The sequence below is a fragment of the Psychrobacter sp. TWP2-1-2 genome, assembly GCF_049896785.1.
Taxonomy (GTDB): Bacteria; Pseudomonadota; Gammaproteobacteria; order Pseudomonadales; family Moraxellaceae; genus Psychrobacter.
The window spans coordinates 96,299-110,494 of the sequence record NZ_JAFCVA010000003.1 but is presented as its reverse complement, the minus strand read 5'-3'; the positions used below and the strand labels follow the sequence as shown (position 1 = coordinate 110,494).

13 protein-coding genes are annotated in these 14,196 nt (G+C 42.5%); 7 read left to right on the top strand and 6 right to left on the bottom strand.

Annotated elements, in window-relative coordinates; translation table 11 throughout:
• Positions 1-243: 243 nt before the first annotated feature.
• Together ppk1 and mtgA are read right to left on the bottom strand one after the other, a co-directional pair.
• On the bottom strand, positions 244-2,451 hold the full coding sequence (gene ppk1 / locus ACP7AE_RS03970; protein ID WP_426241699.1) for a polyphosphate kinase 1: 2,208 nt from the start codon (positions 2,449-2,451) through the stop codon (positions 244-246).
• Positions 2,452-2,649: 198 nt separating this feature from the next.
• Entirely contained in the window at positions 2,650-3,336 is a 687-nt protein-coding gene (gene mtgA / locus ACP7AE_RS03965; RefSeq protein WP_426241495.1) for a monofunctional biosynthetic peptidoglycan transglycosylase, read from the bottom strand.
• Between the two features lie 227 nt (positions 3,337-3,563).
• Here mtgA and ACP7AE_RS03960 point away from each other — a divergent pair, with 227 nt between their 5' ends.
• The 4 genes from ACP7AE_RS03960 to ACP7AE_RS03945 all read left to right on the top strand — a co-directional run bounded on the left by ACP7AE_RS03960 (position 3,564) and on the right by ACP7AE_RS03945 (position 7,280).
• Complete coding sequence (locus ACP7AE_RS03960) at positions 3,564-3,881, top strand: glutaredoxin family protein (protein ID WP_426241493.1); 318 nt, start codon at positions 3,564-3,566, stop codon at positions 3,879-3,881.
• A gap of 36 nt (positions 3,882-3,917) precedes the next feature.
• Positions 3,918-5,105, top strand: coding sequence for an alpha-hydroxy acid oxidase (locus ACP7AE_RS03955; protein WP_426241491.1), 1,188 nt, complete (start codon positions 3,918-3,920; stop codon positions 5,103-5,105).
• Between the two features lie 157 nt (positions 5,106-5,262).
• Positions 5,263-6,237: a rhomboid family intramembrane serine protease gene (locus tag ACP7AE_RS03950; protein WP_426241489.1), complete on the top strand. Its 975-nt coding sequence runs from the start codon at positions 5,263-5,265 to the stop codon at positions 6,235-6,237.
• A 230-nt stretch (positions 6,238-6,467) separates the two neighbouring features.
• Complete coding sequence (locus ACP7AE_RS03945; protein WP_201540201.1) at positions 6,468-7,280, top strand: MipA/OmpV family protein; 813 nt, start codon at positions 6,468-6,470, stop codon at positions 7,278-7,280.
• A gap of 155 nt (positions 7,281-7,435) precedes the next feature.
• On the opposite strand, the gene ACP7AE_RS03940 is transcribed toward ACP7AE_RS03945, so the two are convergent.
• From ACP7AE_RS03940 to fumC, 3 genes are all read right to left on the bottom strand, one after another.
• Positions 7,436-7,951, bottom strand: coding sequence for a DUF6680 family protein (locus ACP7AE_RS03940; protein WP_201540202.1), 516 nt, complete (start codon positions 7,949-7,951; stop codon positions 7,436-7,438).
• 277 nt (positions 7,952-8,228) lie between these two features.
• Positions 8,229-8,660, bottom strand: coding sequence for a DUF7606 domain-containing protein (locus tag ACP7AE_RS03935; protein ID WP_201540203.1), 432 nt, complete (start codon positions 8,658-8,660; stop codon positions 8,229-8,231).
• Between the two features lie 438 nt (positions 8,661-9,098).
• Complete coding sequence (gene fumC / locus ACP7AE_RS03930) at positions 9,099-10,502, bottom strand: class II fumarate hydratase (protein WP_201540204.1); 1,404 nt, start codon at positions 10,500-10,502, stop codon at positions 9,099-9,101.
• Positions 10,503-10,697: 195 nt separating this feature from the next.
• On the opposite strand from fumC, the gene ACP7AE_RS03925 reads away from it, so the two are divergent.
• The 3 genes from ACP7AE_RS03925 (at position 10,698) to ACP7AE_RS03915 (ending at position 12,175) form a co-directional block, all read left to right on the top strand.
• The gene (locus ACP7AE_RS03925) at positions 10,698-11,348 is read left to right on the top strand and encodes a 5-formyltetrahydrofolate cyclo-ligase (RefSeq protein ID WP_201540205.1); all 651 of its coding nucleotides are present in this window, start codon (positions 10,698-10,700) and stop codon (positions 11,346-11,348) included.
• Complete coding sequence (locus ACP7AE_RS03920) at positions 11,348-11,596, top strand: hypothetical protein (protein ID WP_201540206.1); 249 nt, start codon at positions 11,348-11,350, stop codon at positions 11,594-11,596. The genes ACP7AE_RS03925 and ACP7AE_RS03920 overlap by 1 nt, the downstream gene beginning before the upstream one ends.
• A 141-nt stretch (positions 11,597-11,737) precedes the next feature.
• A complete protein-coding gene (locus ACP7AE_RS03915; protein WP_201540207.1) occupies positions 11,738-12,175 on the top strand; it encodes a hypothetical protein in 438 nt (145 codons plus the stop codon).
• 93 nt (positions 12,176-12,268) lie between these two features.
• Here ACP7AE_RS03915 and ACP7AE_RS03910 read toward each other — a convergent pair whose 3' ends face one another.
• Entirely contained in the window at positions 12,269-13,630 is a 1,362-nt protein-coding gene (locus tag ACP7AE_RS03910) for a Na+/H+ antiporter family protein (protein ID WP_201540208.1), read from the bottom strand.
• Positions 13,631-14,196 lie beyond the last annotated feature (566 nt).

Here is a 14,196-nt window from a genome sequence, read left to right as displayed (position 1 = left end):
AATCGGTTTAATAATAGCGTAAGGGCTGACCTTGATTATAAGGATGAGATAACGGACTGCACCAGTGTGCTGCCGTATCAATATGTGAATAAATGTGAGGTTACAAGACAGTTTGTAACTCAGACAAATCGTTTATCCAAAAAAAACCAAGCATAGAAAGTACTCTATACTTGGTTTTTTGCTTGGTATTTATTGTTTGTAAAGACGTGTTTACCACTTTGAAGATGTCGTTGAAATATTAAGCTAGCTTGATGCATCAACGCCATTAATCACTTTTAATAAATACTCTTGAGCAGTATGCGGCGTTTCACCTACGGCTGGTTGCAGCTGCTGCCAAACACCATCACCGCTAAGTATCCACGCTTGGGTATTGTCTTTCAGATAGTTAAGTAAACCGTCTTGATATACTTGTTTGAATAGTTTTTTGTCTTCAATTGGAAACGCCACTTCGACGCGATGGAATAAATTACGATCCATCCAGTCTGCACTACCACAATATAAGCGCTCGTCGCCATTATTATAGAAATAATAAACACGCGTATGCTCTAAAAAACGCCCGATAACAGAGCGTACGGTAATGTTTTCTGATAGACCTTTTACTTGCGGACGCAAACAACACATTGAGCGTAAGATGAGCTCGATTTTGACGCCTGCTTGCGAGGCATCGTATAACTTGCTAATCAATCGACGTTCAGTTAAAGCGTTAACCTTAACGATAATATGAGCGCGCTTGCCGGCTTTTGCATGAGCAATTTCATCATCGATAAAGCTTATCAACTTATCATGCAAGGTAAAAGGCGCATGCAGCAGCTTTTTGAGATTGGCAGGCTTGCCCATTCCCGTCAGCTCTTGAAATATATTATGTACATCTTCTGAGATATCAGGATCTGCGCTAAATAAACCATAATCGGTATAAACTTTGGCATTGGCGGCATGATAGTTGCCCGTCCCTAAATGCACATAGCGGCGGATTCGATCATCCTCACGGCGCACAATGAGCATCAGCTTGGCGTGGGTTTTATAGCCGACAATCCCGTAAACAACGACCGCACCCGCTTCTTGCAAATAATTGGCGACGGCGATATTAGAGGCTTCGTCGAAACGCGCACGCAGCTCGATGACGGCAGTCACTTCTTTGCCATTACGAGCAGCAGCAGCCAATGCTTTAACAATTTCTGAATTGGTGCCTGAGCGGTACAATGTCTGCTTAATCGCTAACACTTTTGGATCGCTCGCCGCTTGCCAAAGCAGATTGATAATCGGTGAAAACGCATGAAAAGGATGGTGCACCAGCACATCGCTTTTACGCATGGCGGCAAACATACTGGTTGCTTTTTCCAGCTTATCCATCTCACGACGGAACTCTTTTGGCACCACATGGGTAAAGGGCTGATAGCGCAGCGCTGGAATATTGAAATCAAACAATAAGCGCGTTAAGTTGACAGGACCATTGACGCGGTACAGCTGATTGTCATGCAGCTCAAATTCATTAAGCAAATAATCACTGATAGGCGTTGGACAATCGGTGGTGACTTCTAGCCGCACTTTATCACCGAAGCGGCGGTTTTCTAGCTCGCCCTCCAGAGCCTTAGCAATATCTTCAACATCATCAGCCAAATCTAAATCGGCATTGCGCGTCAGTCTAAACTGATGGCAGCCCGTCACACTCATCCCAGGGAACAGCTCACCGATATGCTCATGAATAATAGCTGAGAGCATGACGTGATGCTCTTTGCCACCTGTCAGCTCATCAGGCAGGCGAATCACGCGCGGCAAACTGCGCGGTGCGGGCACAATCGCTAGATTGATATCACGACCAAAGGCATCTTTACCTTCTAAAGTAGCGATAAAGTTTAAGCTCTTATTGACCAAACGCGGAAACGGATGCGCCGGATCGATGCTAATCGGTGTCAACACTGGCGATACTTGCTCAGTGAAGTAGCGCTTCATCCATGCCGACTGCTCAGCATTTAGCTCGTCGCGTTTTAGATAACGGATATCCTCAAGCGCCAGTGCTGGTAAGATATCTTCATTGAGAATACGATATTGCTCAGCGATGGCGTCGTGCATTACGGTAGATATCTCATTCAGCACTTCACTGGGACGCATGCCATGAACACTGGTCGAGACATCACCCATATTGAGCTTTTGCATAATGCCTGCGACACGAATCTCAAAAAATTCATCGATATTCGATGAGAAAATAATCAAGAAAAACAAGCGCTCAAGTAGCGGATGACGAGGACTTGCCGCCTGCGCTAAGACACGTAAATGAAACTGTAATAAAGACAAGTCGCGATTGATATAACTGCTGGGTGAATAGCTGCCGTCTTCTGAACGCTGCCATGCAACCTCAGTTAAATTGTCATTGTGACTCTCTGTATGGCTTTTATTATCAACTGCTATCACTGTATTATTGCTATCAGTGTCCTGCTTATTATTCACATCCATCACGTCACTACTCCTTTGCGTTATCGATACGCCATCATCTTCAATACCAATTGTCTTTTATAATCGCTTTTCCACTAAGAAATTTATCAGGGTTCTTTTTTCATCCATTACTACTTGAAACTGCCATTCAAAACCGTCACTTAAAACTATCATTCAAAAACACAGCGCTATTTATTAAATGGTCATAGGTACAATCCATTAAGCCGATTGTGGTAACACTGCATTGCTCATGCGCTTTTTGATAATACGTTGTTTATTGCGTAAACGTCTATCGCCCTGATTGTCTTCGTAGTATTTTGGATTGGTCAACATAGCGATAAGTAAGGCTGATTCATCACGGTTCAGCTTGGCCGCAGATTTATCAAAGTAGTGCTGAGCTGCCGCTTCGATACCATAAATACCATTGCCAAACTCTGCCACATTGAGATAAGCGGTCAAGATACGCTGCTTATCCCATAATGTTTCAATCATGACAGTGATAATCGCTTCCTCAATTTTACGAACATACGAGCGATGCGAGGTCAAAAACAAGTTTTTTGCTAGCTGCTGGGTAATCGTCGAGCCACCAGCAGACATCTTACCCGTCTCTTCATTTTTCTTACGTGCCGCCTCAATGCCTTTAAAATCAAAACCATTGTGCTGACTAAATGTCGAATCCTCACTCACTATCGCGGCTTGTTTGGCAGATTTTGCGATGGCATCGTATTCCGCCCAAGTTTGGCTGACAGTACCACCCGTCAAACGATGAGTCAGCATAAACATGCTGTTATTAATCGGCTGCGTTTTCCAAATTAATAGTAGCCCAGCGACTAATACATGAAATGCGACAACCAATAGCATGATTGCCATCAATAATCGTTTGAAAAATTTGCCAAAACTTGCCATGCGCGATATCCAAGTGATTGAAAAGGTAATAAGATAAGATGAGCTGAAGAGCCAGTAATTAAAAACAGCAGGTCATCTTACCTAATCTCACAATCGCTGTCATTATTTACCCCATTTCTTTATCATGCCATAGAGTCTACGTAAAAAAGATCAGGCAGTATTTATACTGGCAAACGAAGTCCTAAAAACCGAAACTTTGTGACAAGTATTAAGACAAGAGAATAAGTATGTACGATGATAATAATATAAAAGCCTTACGAGAACGTATGGTTGCTGCAAACCCCGATCTAGGGGATGCTGAAAATAATGATAAATGGTGGTTACTTGGAACGTCTGGCTGTCATTTGTGCGACATCGCAAAGCAAGTGCTGACTCAGTTTCAAGCCGTACAGCCGATTGCTTATAAACAGGTCGATATCGCTAATTTCGACGAAGCACTGATGATGGAATTTGCCACCACTATTCCGGTGATTTTGACACCATCAACACGATTAAATTATCCATTTTCAGTCATGGATTTACAGCAACTTTTCATACAATCATAGCAAGCAAACAATAAAAAACGATGTAGTGAGAACATAATGAAAAATTTGAGCAAAATTACTGAAATTGAAGACCTGCGCCGCGCTGCCGAACGTAAAGTACCGCGTATGTTTTATGATTATGTCGATTCAGGCTCATGGACTGAGACGACTTATCGTAGTAATGAAACCGACTTTGACCGTATCAAGTTACGCCAGCGGGTATTGGTAGATATGGACAATCGCAGTCTGGCAACCCAGATGATTGGTGAAGAGGTAAAAATGCCCGTCGCCATCGCGCCCACTGGCTTTACCGGTATGATGTGGGCGGATGGTGAGATTCATGCCGCGCGGGCAGCAGAAAAATTCGGCGTGCCGTTTTCGCTATCGACCATGAGTATCTGCTCTATCGAAGATATCGCCACTCATACCAGCAAGCCCTTTTGGTTTCAGCTATATGTGATGCGCGATCATGACTATGTGGCCAATTTAATTCAGCGGGCGAAAGATGCCAATTGTTCGGCATTGATCCTCACCGCGGATTTACAAGTGCTGGGACAGCGCCATAAGGACATCAAAAATGGCTTGTCTGCACCGCCTAGACCTACACTTGCCAATATCGTCAACTTGATGACCAAGCCTCAGTGGTGTATGAATATGCTGGGCACCAAACGTCATAGCTTTGGCAACATCGTCGGTCATGCAAAAGGCGTCGACGATTTATCTTCTCTCACCGCTTGGACGGAAAAGCAGTTTGATCCGCGCTTGAGCTGGGATGACGTGGCACGTATCAAAGATATGTGGGGCGGCAAATTAATTATTAAAGGTATCATGGAACCTGAAGATGCCATTATGGCTGCTCGTAGCGGTGCCGATGCACTGGTCGTCTCAAACCACGGTGGTCGTCAATTAGATGGCGCCCTCTCCTCCATTTCTGCCCTATCCGATATCGTACAAGCGGTGCAGGCTGAAAATAGCGATATCGAGGTGTGGTTAGACAGCGGCATTCGCTCGGGTCAGGATGTACTAAAAGCGCTCGCATTGGGCGCAAAAGGCACGATGATTGGTCGCGCTTTTCTTTACGGTCTGGGCGCTTATGGCGAAGATGGCGTGCGACGTGCGCTGGAAATCATCCATAAAGAATGCGATCTATCGATGGCATTCTGTGGTCACACTGATATCAATAAGGTTACCACTGATATATTGGTAAAAGGCACTTATGAGAACCTCAAAGTTGCTAATCGTTAAATTTGTCATTAAAACGGTCGTTAAAACGATCCACTATTAAGGGCACCAATCTTTTAAGAGTACTAATCATCAAATCATAATGTCATGCAGATGTATAACATTATTTGACCATACCCTTTATACTCTATTTACAACATTCTAATGATATCTCACCTTTATGACCATTCAACAATTATTAAAAACAGCCCCTGTCACCACCCTATTACTAGCCAGCTTTATTGGGTTATTCATCATGCAGGTACTGACAGGCGTCGACGCCAATAATCCATCGACTGAGGCGCTCTTAAAATGGGGTGCCAATGCATTGCCATTTACCATGGGTGATGAGCCGTGGCGCTTGGTCAGCAGTGCCTTTTTACACATCGGCTTGATGCATTTATTGTTTAATGGATTTGCCATGTATTTCTTTGGGCAGATTGCCGAGCCGATGTTTGGCTCAGCCAAGTTTTTGGCATTGTTTTTACTGGCAGCGATCGGGGGCAACTTACTGAATAACTATGTCACGTGGCACAGTATTGTAGAAGGAACTGGTCAACTGGGTCTATCGGCTGGGGCGTCAGGTGGCATCATGGGTATCGGCGCAGCACTATTAATAGCCGCGCTGTTTAAAATATCGGTCAATGGCATGGTGCTCAATCTTAAAAGCTTGATATTTATCATGGGCATTAACCTTGTTTATGGTTTTGCCGTACCCGGTATCGACAATGCGGGGCATATTGGCGGCGCGGTGACTGGCTTAGTGGTTGCACTGGCATTCGCAATCGCCTACCGTCAGCGTATGACAATAGCGTTACAGAATATGCCTAATCCAGCTGCTTATGAAGACCGTTATCGAACAACTTATATCAATTTTCCAGCAAGCAGCGATACTGATTCTTCTGCTAATAACGAGCACTTTAATAATGTTGATTTTGACAATAACAGCAGTTTCCACCCCGACTCTGCTGTAAACTCACACTTAAATACTCATGCTAATCGCAGCCACCTTAGTGAACAAGAAACACCGACCAAATCTATCCTTATTTGGCAATTACTACCATGGCTAATGATGCTACTGATTAGCATTGGCTTTATTTGGTGGTGGCAAGATATTCATGATCAAATACTACAAGTATTAAAAACCATTGAGTAAACCTTCATAGTTATTTATCATTGCTAAATAGTTCATGATAACAGCTTACTGGTTAGGTTTTCCTTACTCGCTTCTTGCTATAAGTCAGAGCACTTTTAAACCGCTACCGTGTTACCCGCCCTAGATGTACTCAGTGTACTATCTGCGGTCGTTCGCCTTGTAGCGATTTTAAAATTCCTTGACTATACACGATTGCCCCCAATTATTTCATCCATTCACGAGACTTTATTATGTTTAAACCTGTAGCGCTACCTCATATTTCTACGCGCGTCATGCTTAGCGCATTAACGGCTACCGCGTTATTTAGTGTCACCAGTATGTCCAATGCTGCACTTTTTAAGGACAATTTACCTACTGACCAAGACGCTGTATTAAGCGTGGGCGTCAACGTCATAGCCGTCAACTCAGCCTACGATATGGAAGACAGCCTCGATGTACGTGTGTTGCCGGGCGCTTTTTATGACAACAATAGATTCTATGTGCGCGGCGCTCAAGCGGGTGCTTATATCATTAATGATGGCAAAAATCAGCTATCGGCTTATGCTCAGCTCGCTGGCAACGATTTCGATCCTGATGATGCTAGAGGCGCATTACAAGGTCTTGATGAGCGTGAAGCGTCAGTCGCTGCTGGTCTGACTTATTTGCGCCGCACGCCCGTCGGTGGTTTCCGTGCTCAAATCGCGACTGATGTTTTAGACCGTAGTGGTGGCAATACTGCCCGCTTGACCTATCTTGCTAGAATTACGAAAGACAAGCTAACAGTCTATCCAAGCATTGGCTTCGAATACAACGATGCTGACTATAATGAATACTATTATGGCATCAGCGAAAAAGAGTCAGCGGAAACAGGCGTCGCCGCTTATAAGTCCAATTCGAGCTTGAACCCTTACGTTAACATTAGTGCCAACTATGATTTCAATGAACGTTGGGCATTGTTTGCTAATCAAAGCTTAAGCTATTTGCCGAATGAACAATACGATAGCCCAATGGTTGACTCGCGTACTGAGTCAACCTCGACGCTTGGTTTGCTTTATAAGTTCTAGTTGAGATTAGATGTTTGATATAAAAAAGACTTTGCCGCGTGATGTGGCAAGGTCTTTTTATTTCAGAGCATTAAATGTAGGGTGCGCCTAGCGCACCGATAAAATACATAGTTCTTAGAATAGATGTGGGGAACGCACCCTAAGATACTTTAAAGTTATTTTTTATAATTATTAAGGTCAGGAAAAGATATTGGTATATGCTTCTTTCCTTCTAAAACTTCTAGTAATCCACGACGCAAAGCTATTTGCTCCTCTTCAGTTGCACTATGAACCGTTGGTGCGTAAAAAGAGTTTTTGATATGAATTTTGTCAAAATCATAGTTGAGGACTTTTGCCATCTTATGCAGGAGTTCAACTAATAAATCCACTCTCTTAATATTCCACTGTTCAGAGTTAATAGAACTATTGCTTAATAAATCAAGATACTCTTTCCAAGCAGAAATTACAGCTTTCTCTTTTTTATTATTATGGTCAAACTCTAAATCAATGCGATTAAGAGCCTCGACATGCGCCCATGAAACGTTGTAAGCTCTGGTTGCCATCAAGGTCTTAAATATATCCAACTTTCTTTCTCTTATTTCCTTTATTCTATCTAAGTATCTAGTCAACTGGACAGCTATTATTGGCCCAAATAAAACTGCAAATATCATAAGCCAATCAGCTATACCCATTTTTTTAATTCCTTTTCTAATAATATTCAAGATTATCAATGAAAACTCAATCAAGAGTATACTGCAAGTTCACAGCTGAAATTTCAAGATAGCCCAAATAAAATTTATAATCGTCTCTTGCCTCATTGTAGATGAATATAAGATATATTCTGTTTTTTACAGTAGACAGACACATTTTTTAACGCTTATTAGGTATTAGCTCCACCCTTAAATATGAAAAACCCTGCCACATTACGTGACAAGGTCTTTTTTTATCTATGTATCAACCTACTAGAAACTAGCCTTTAAGCTTTTTGATAGAAGCAACATTACAACCTTTATAAAGGATTTCACTCTTAGCGTTTTGTATATTAGCCGATGATTTATGATAGTTATTTAAACGCAATGCGCCAGTCATGATACTAAAGTTGTCTTCATCACCAAACACGGTACCAACATTGTCAGAACGACCTAAGTTAATCGGTAAAAATCTTTTTTTGCCGTTCAGATTGGCTTCTGCAAAGGTCGGTAAATACTCTTTATTAAAGCCATAAGTCACGCTTACTTTCTTGTTGCTTTGGCAAGTATAGTTGACTTGTCTAATTTTAACAGCGGTGTCATAGCTTTCGCTTGGTTCCATTACTTGGTCCGAGTAAGCCATGGCAGAACCAGAACCTAACATTGCCATCAAAATACCAGCTGATGATAGAGCGGTCGTTAACTTTTTCATAAATTACCTCAATGATATAATTAGAATGGTCATAGATAAGAGAATACAAACAGGGACGTTAGCGGCGAACTATTTTTAGTTAGTCTAATCGTTCGCTCTTATTGTGCATGTGTTGATTTACTATGATGATTTAAAAATTATTTTTCATCATCACTTACCTATGTGCCTATTCTAACCAAAGTTTTAGTTTTACTCGTTATAAATATTAGTTGACTTGTTGTTTGAGGGTAAGACATTGTTTCGCTCGATGCAGGTACTTCAATTAATAGACAAAAAAAGACCCTGAACATCCGTTTACAAAGGATGACAAGGTCTTTTTTATTTCTAAATTATCAGTGTCACAAATATGACGCTGCTACCAGAAAGACGAGTGCAAAGGGTACTTATCGCACATTAAGCGAGTCTGACGCCGTAGCAGGTCATTATTTGGTCTACTGCTTACTTAGGATTTACCATATCAGCAGGAATTACCCACTCATCAAACTGAGCTTCAGTTAATAGCTCTAGCTCAACCGCCACTTGCTTCAAGGTTTTGTTTTCTTTATAAGCAGTTTTAGCGATTTTCGCAGCATTCTCATAACCAACATGACGGTTCAATGCAGTCACTAGCATCAATGAGTTGTGTAAGAAGTCATCGATTTTGTCTTTAACAGGCTCGATACCAACGGCACAGTTTTCATTGAAGCTGTTGCAGCCATCACCCAATAGTTTGATAGATTGCAATAAGTTAAACGCGATAACTGGCTTATAAACGTTTAGCTCAAAATTACCTGATGCGCCAGCCATGCTGATCGTCACATCGTTACCCATGACTTGAGCGACAACCATCGTCAATGCTTCTGACTGAGTTGGGTTTACTTTACCCGGCATGATAGAAGAGCCTGGCTCGTTCTCAGGAATCGTCAATTCGCCTAGACCACAACGAGGACCTGATGCCAACCAACGTACGTCGTTAGCGATTTTGTTTAAGCTACCTGCTAACGTTTTTAGTGCGCCTGACGCAAATACTTCAGCATCACGAGCGGCTAGTGCTTCGAATTTGTTCGGTGACGTTACGAATGGCAAACCAGTCAAAGTCGCTAACTGCTCAGCAGCTGTTACCGCATAATCAGGATGAGCGTTTAGACCAGTACCAACCGCAGTACCGCCTAGTGGCAATTCATATAGACCTTGTAGCGCATTATCAATACGTACCAATGAGTGATCAAGTTGGCTGACATAGCCGCTGAACTCTTGACCTAACGTTAATGGAGTAGCGTCTTGTAAATGCGTACGACCAATTTTTACGATGCTATCAAACTCTTTGGCTTTAGCAGCCAATGTGTCGCGTAGTGCTTTTACCGCAGGGATCAACAAGCTGTTGATCTGACGAGCAGCAGCCACACGAATCGCTGTTGGGAAGCTGTCGTTGGTAGACTGTGCATGGTTTACATGGTCATTTGGGTGAATTGGCGTGTAGCTACCGCGCTCAGAACCAGCGATTTCATTGGCACGGTTGGCTAGTACTTCGTTCATGTTCATGTTTGACTGCGTACCAGAACCCGTCTGCCATACAACCAATGGGAACTGATCGGTTAGGCCACCATTGATGATTTCGTCAGCGGCTTGTACGATTAGGTCGCGCTTATCGCCTTCAATACGCTCAAGGCTCGCATTAGTAATTGCAGCGGCTTTTTTGACCAGTGCCATTGCTTCAATCATTGGACGCGGCAAAGTCTCGCCACCGATTTTGAAGTTTTCACGGCTACGCTGGGTTTGCGCACCCCAATAAGCGTCGGCTGGGACTTCCACGTTGCCCATGGTATCTTTTTCGGTACGAGTTGCCTGATTCTGTGTCGACATAACTACCCTCTTTGATGGTTTGTTGTATAGCTGCTTCGAAAAAAGTGCAACACACGCTGCACATAAAGGAAAATACGCTGTAAAGTGGCATTATGATAGCATGACTAGGCCGTGTTGAATATTCACAAATAGCCATTGCGGCTCTCTAAAAACAACAGCCATCATCAATTTAATACATTATTGGATAGTATATCTATGCATCCTGAGTTAAAACATTCTGAGTCTCAGATATCTACAGTGAGTAATCCGCCGAGACGGCAATTTACCCGCCAGCGTCGGCAATTAACGGCTGGCGAACGTAGACATTACGCGCGCATGGCAAGTTTGCACCTATCTAAGCTACAGCAGCGGCTACCAAAAAACGCACGTATTGGACTGTACTACGATGGCTTTGGTGAGCTACCTACTCAGCCACTGCTAACTTGGTGTCAAGGCTTAGGCTATTTACCTTATTTACCAGTCGTCGGCTCGCTTAGTCGTGCGAGCGATGGCAGCGATGATAAACATCTACGTTTCGTACCTATTTATCAATCAAAGCTGCTCAATATACCGACTCGCATTCATAGCTTAGGCATGAAGCAAAACCATCATCGCCGATTACTTTGGGCGCGAGAATTGGATGTGATTATCTGTCCGCTCGTGGCAGTAGACCTCAACGGCAATCGTATGGGCATGGGTGGCGGCTTTTATGACACGACGTTAGGCAAAAGCTATCGATCAGGGGCTAAAAGACCATTAAAGATCGGCTGGTGTTATGACTTCCAAGTAGTCGAACAATTACAGCGGCAACCATGGGATGTGCCACTAGATGGCTTAATTACGCCAAGTGGCATAAGGTGGTTTTGATGAAAGAGGATAAGCAAGCGATGGATACTAACTCTAGCGCTGATCATGTGGACGAGTATTTGCAAACGTTAGGTAACGAGGGCGCTAGAGAGTTGCGTTACTATAGTCAAGAGCAACCTTTTAGCTCTGATGAGATGACACGGCTAGTCAATGAAGAACGCTTGAATGAGTTGCTCGCGCAAAGTGATGCGTTTTTGAGTAATTTGAATGGTGAGTTGAAAGATTTTGATAAAAGTACAGATAACTAACAAATAACCCACTGGTCAATTGAAAAGCCACTATATTAGTAACCTCTTGATATATTACATGATATGGACTATTGTTTATTTTTAAATTATGAAATACAATTAATGTAAAAAATTATCATTACAATACTGGTCCAATCTACCATGAATAAAGCAAAAAAAGAGTTCATGTCACCCGCTTCATTACAAGTATGCTTTTACTTTTGGGTAATTATGTTGTTTCTCACACCAGCTGCTTATATTTATGATTACAATGATTTTGATATTGCCGAGCTGAGAAGTTTTTCTTTTGCGTTAGTTGCATTTTATACCTTTGCATTGACAACTTATATTGAAATAAAACGAATAAGGCAGCCTAATAATATATTTTTTCACCGCTTTATTGCCATAATTTCTCCTATAGTCTTATTAATTTTGCTAGTTTTATTTGGTTTATCAATCATAGACTACAGTAATGGCAATCTAAAACTAGAGCGGATTTATGATCCTGTGATTGAGTTATTTTTTCTATACCTTCTATCTAAAGGGATAAGAGACTTTAAACAAGGCTCACATAATGAAGAAATAACATTGGTTTCTTAAGATTTTTCCTAATTAAATGATTTTTTGAAAACCAAAAAGACGCTTAGAAAAGCGTCTTTTTTCATTATCTTATAACTTAGATATTTTACAACCTTACAGAACCATCGCTGCAATCCAACCAAATATCAATAATGGAATGTTGTAATGCAAGAATGTCGGCACCACACTGTCCTTGATATGGTCATGCTGACCGTCAATGTTTAGACCAGAAGTGGGTCCGAGAGTCGAATCTGATGCTGGAGAACCTGCATCGCCCAACGCGCCAGCCGTACCAATAATCGCCACGGTTGCCAATGGCGAAAACCCTAACGAGATACATAGCGGCACATAAATCGCGGCCAAAATAGGAATGGTTGAGAATGACGAACCAATACCCATAGTCACAATTAAACCAATTAACAGCATAATAAATGCAGCTATCGCTTTATTACCTGCGAATAATGACGCAGCACCATCAACTAATGGCTGAATCTGCTCAGTTGCTTTCATCACTTCCGCAAAGCCTTGCGCAGTAATCATAATAAAGCCAATCATTGCCATCAATTTGATACCATCATTAAAGACTGTATCGGCTTCACTCCATTTAACGACGCCCGTTGCCATAAAGACGCCAAAGCCAAACATTGAACCAAGCAAGAGTGAGTCGGTATACATCTGCACCACAAATGCCGTCACAATCGCGGCAAGCGCCACCAACGTTTTCATCTTGCTTTGTGTTTGCGCACTAGCCGCGGTTTTGCTTAACGCATCACCCTCTAATACTTCATCATGCGCAGCTTTATCAATTGCTAGCTGCTGATACTGGCGCGGTTTACGGTAACTGATAAATACGGCGACGAGCAAGCCTACAAACATACCCAAAGCCGGAATTGCCATGGCTTTGGTGACTGAGATGTTACTGATATCAATGCCTGCTTCACCGACGTTTTTCAGCATGATTTGATTGAGATAAATATCGCCAAAGCCATACGGAATAAACATGTAAGTAGTCACGAGACCAAAAGTCAGCAAACAAGCAATTAAACGTCTATCGATGTGCATGCGATTGAAGGCGAGCAATAATGGCGGTACCAGCAATGGAATAAAGGCAATATGAATGGGAATTAAGTTTTGGCTAAAGCAGCTCATGGTGATTAAACCTGCAAACAGCATGTATTTAATCATGCCACTGGTGCCGCCCGCATCAATGCGTTTGATCACCGCCCCTGCCAGTGACTGTGGCAATCCTGAATGCGCAATCGCCACTGCAAAAGCACCAAGTAGCGCATAGGACAGCGCAATTTGTGCGCCATTACGGATACCTTCTTGAAAGGCATTCAAAGTATCGGTCATACCCAAACCAGCGATGAGTCCGCCTGCCAGCGCACCGATTAATAAGCTGAGTACCACGTGTACACGCGCCAAAGACAGCCCTAGCATGATGATGACTGCCAGCAGTACCGCATTGATGGTCATATATTGCCTCTTATTCTGTCTGCTATAGCCTGATTAAGACCTATTAATATCTCATGGACGATAGATATCACCCTTGTCTCTAAACCACTTGACGCTAAAACTACCGTTTAAGACGCGCGTCAGTTTACCTTATTTTGCACACAAATCCTACGCACAGAACCCAATAGGTGTTAGCTAGGCACTTCTTATCCATGCTCTGTACACATTGAATGTCACCTGTTATTTAAAATTATGAATAACAATATGACTCGCAGTCTTTAGATAGATATAACTATTTTGCGCAGATAAGCGTGTGACTTTGCCCACAAGCCTTGCAATTTTATCGGTGAGCACCATTTATCTAAACATGAACCACGAACTTGACTTTACAAGTCTGGTGAACGAGGAAGAATATATGAGTGAACATAAAATTGCCCAAGACAATATCGACATCGATGTCGACGTTTCATCTACTATTGCTGATGATCAAGAGCGAGACAACGCGCCTGACGATACGACAGGTGATGTAGCTGTAACAGCTGATCGCGTTGAAGATGGTGATAGCAAAAATAGTGATGACAAGGACA

Bases quoted from the DNA above. Each gene is read 5' to 3' on its own strand.
- fumC (WP_201540204.1), bottom strand. From the start codon at position 10,502: ATGTCGACACAGAATCAGGCAACTCGTACCGAAAAAGATACCATGGGC.
- ACP7AE_RS03910 (WP_201540208.1), bottom strand. From the start codon at position 13,630: ATGACCATCAATGCGGTACTGCTGGCAGTCATCATCATGCTAGGGCTG.
- mtgA (WP_426241495.1), bottom strand. From the start codon at position 3,336: ATGGCAAGTTTTGGCAAATTTTTCAAACGATTATTGATGGCAATCATG.
- ACP7AE_RS03915 (WP_201540207.1), top strand. From the start codon at position 11,738: ATGAATAAAGCAAAAAAAGAGTTCATGTCACCCGCTTCATTACAAGTA.
- ACP7AE_RS03955 (WP_426241491.1), top strand. From the start codon at position 3,918: ATGAAAAATTTGAGCAAAATTACTGAAATTGAAGACCTGCGCCGCGCT.
- ACP7AE_RS03945 (WP_201540201.1), top strand. From the start codon at position 6,468: ATGTTTAAACCTGTAGCGCTACCTCATATTTCTACGCGCGTCATGCTT.
- ACP7AE_RS03940 (WP_201540202.1), bottom strand. From the start codon at position 7,951: ATGGGTATAGCTGATTGGCTTATGATATTTGCAGTTTTATTTGGGCCA.
- ACP7AE_RS03960 (WP_426241493.1), top strand. From the start codon at position 3,564: ATGTACGATGATAATAATATAAAAGCCTTACGAGAACGTATGGTTGCT.
- ACP7AE_RS03925 (WP_201540205.1), top strand. From the start codon at position 10,698: ATGCATCCTGAGTTAAAACATTCTGAGTCTCAGATATCTACAGTGAGT.
- ppk1 (WP_426241699.1), bottom strand. From the start codon at position 2,451: ATGGATGTGAATAATAAGCAGGACACTGATAGCAATAATACAGTGATA.
- ACP7AE_RS03950 (WP_426241489.1), top strand. From the start codon at position 5,263: ATGACCATTCAACAATTATTAAAAACAGCCCCTGTCACCACCCTATTA.
- ACP7AE_RS03920 (WP_201540206.1), top strand. From the start codon at position 11,348: ATGAAAGAGGATAAGCAAGCGATGGATACTAACTCTAGCGCTGATCAT.
- ACP7AE_RS03935 (WP_201540203.1), bottom strand. From the start codon at position 8,660: ATGAAAAAGTTAACGACCGCTCTATCATCAGCTGGTATTTTGATGGCA.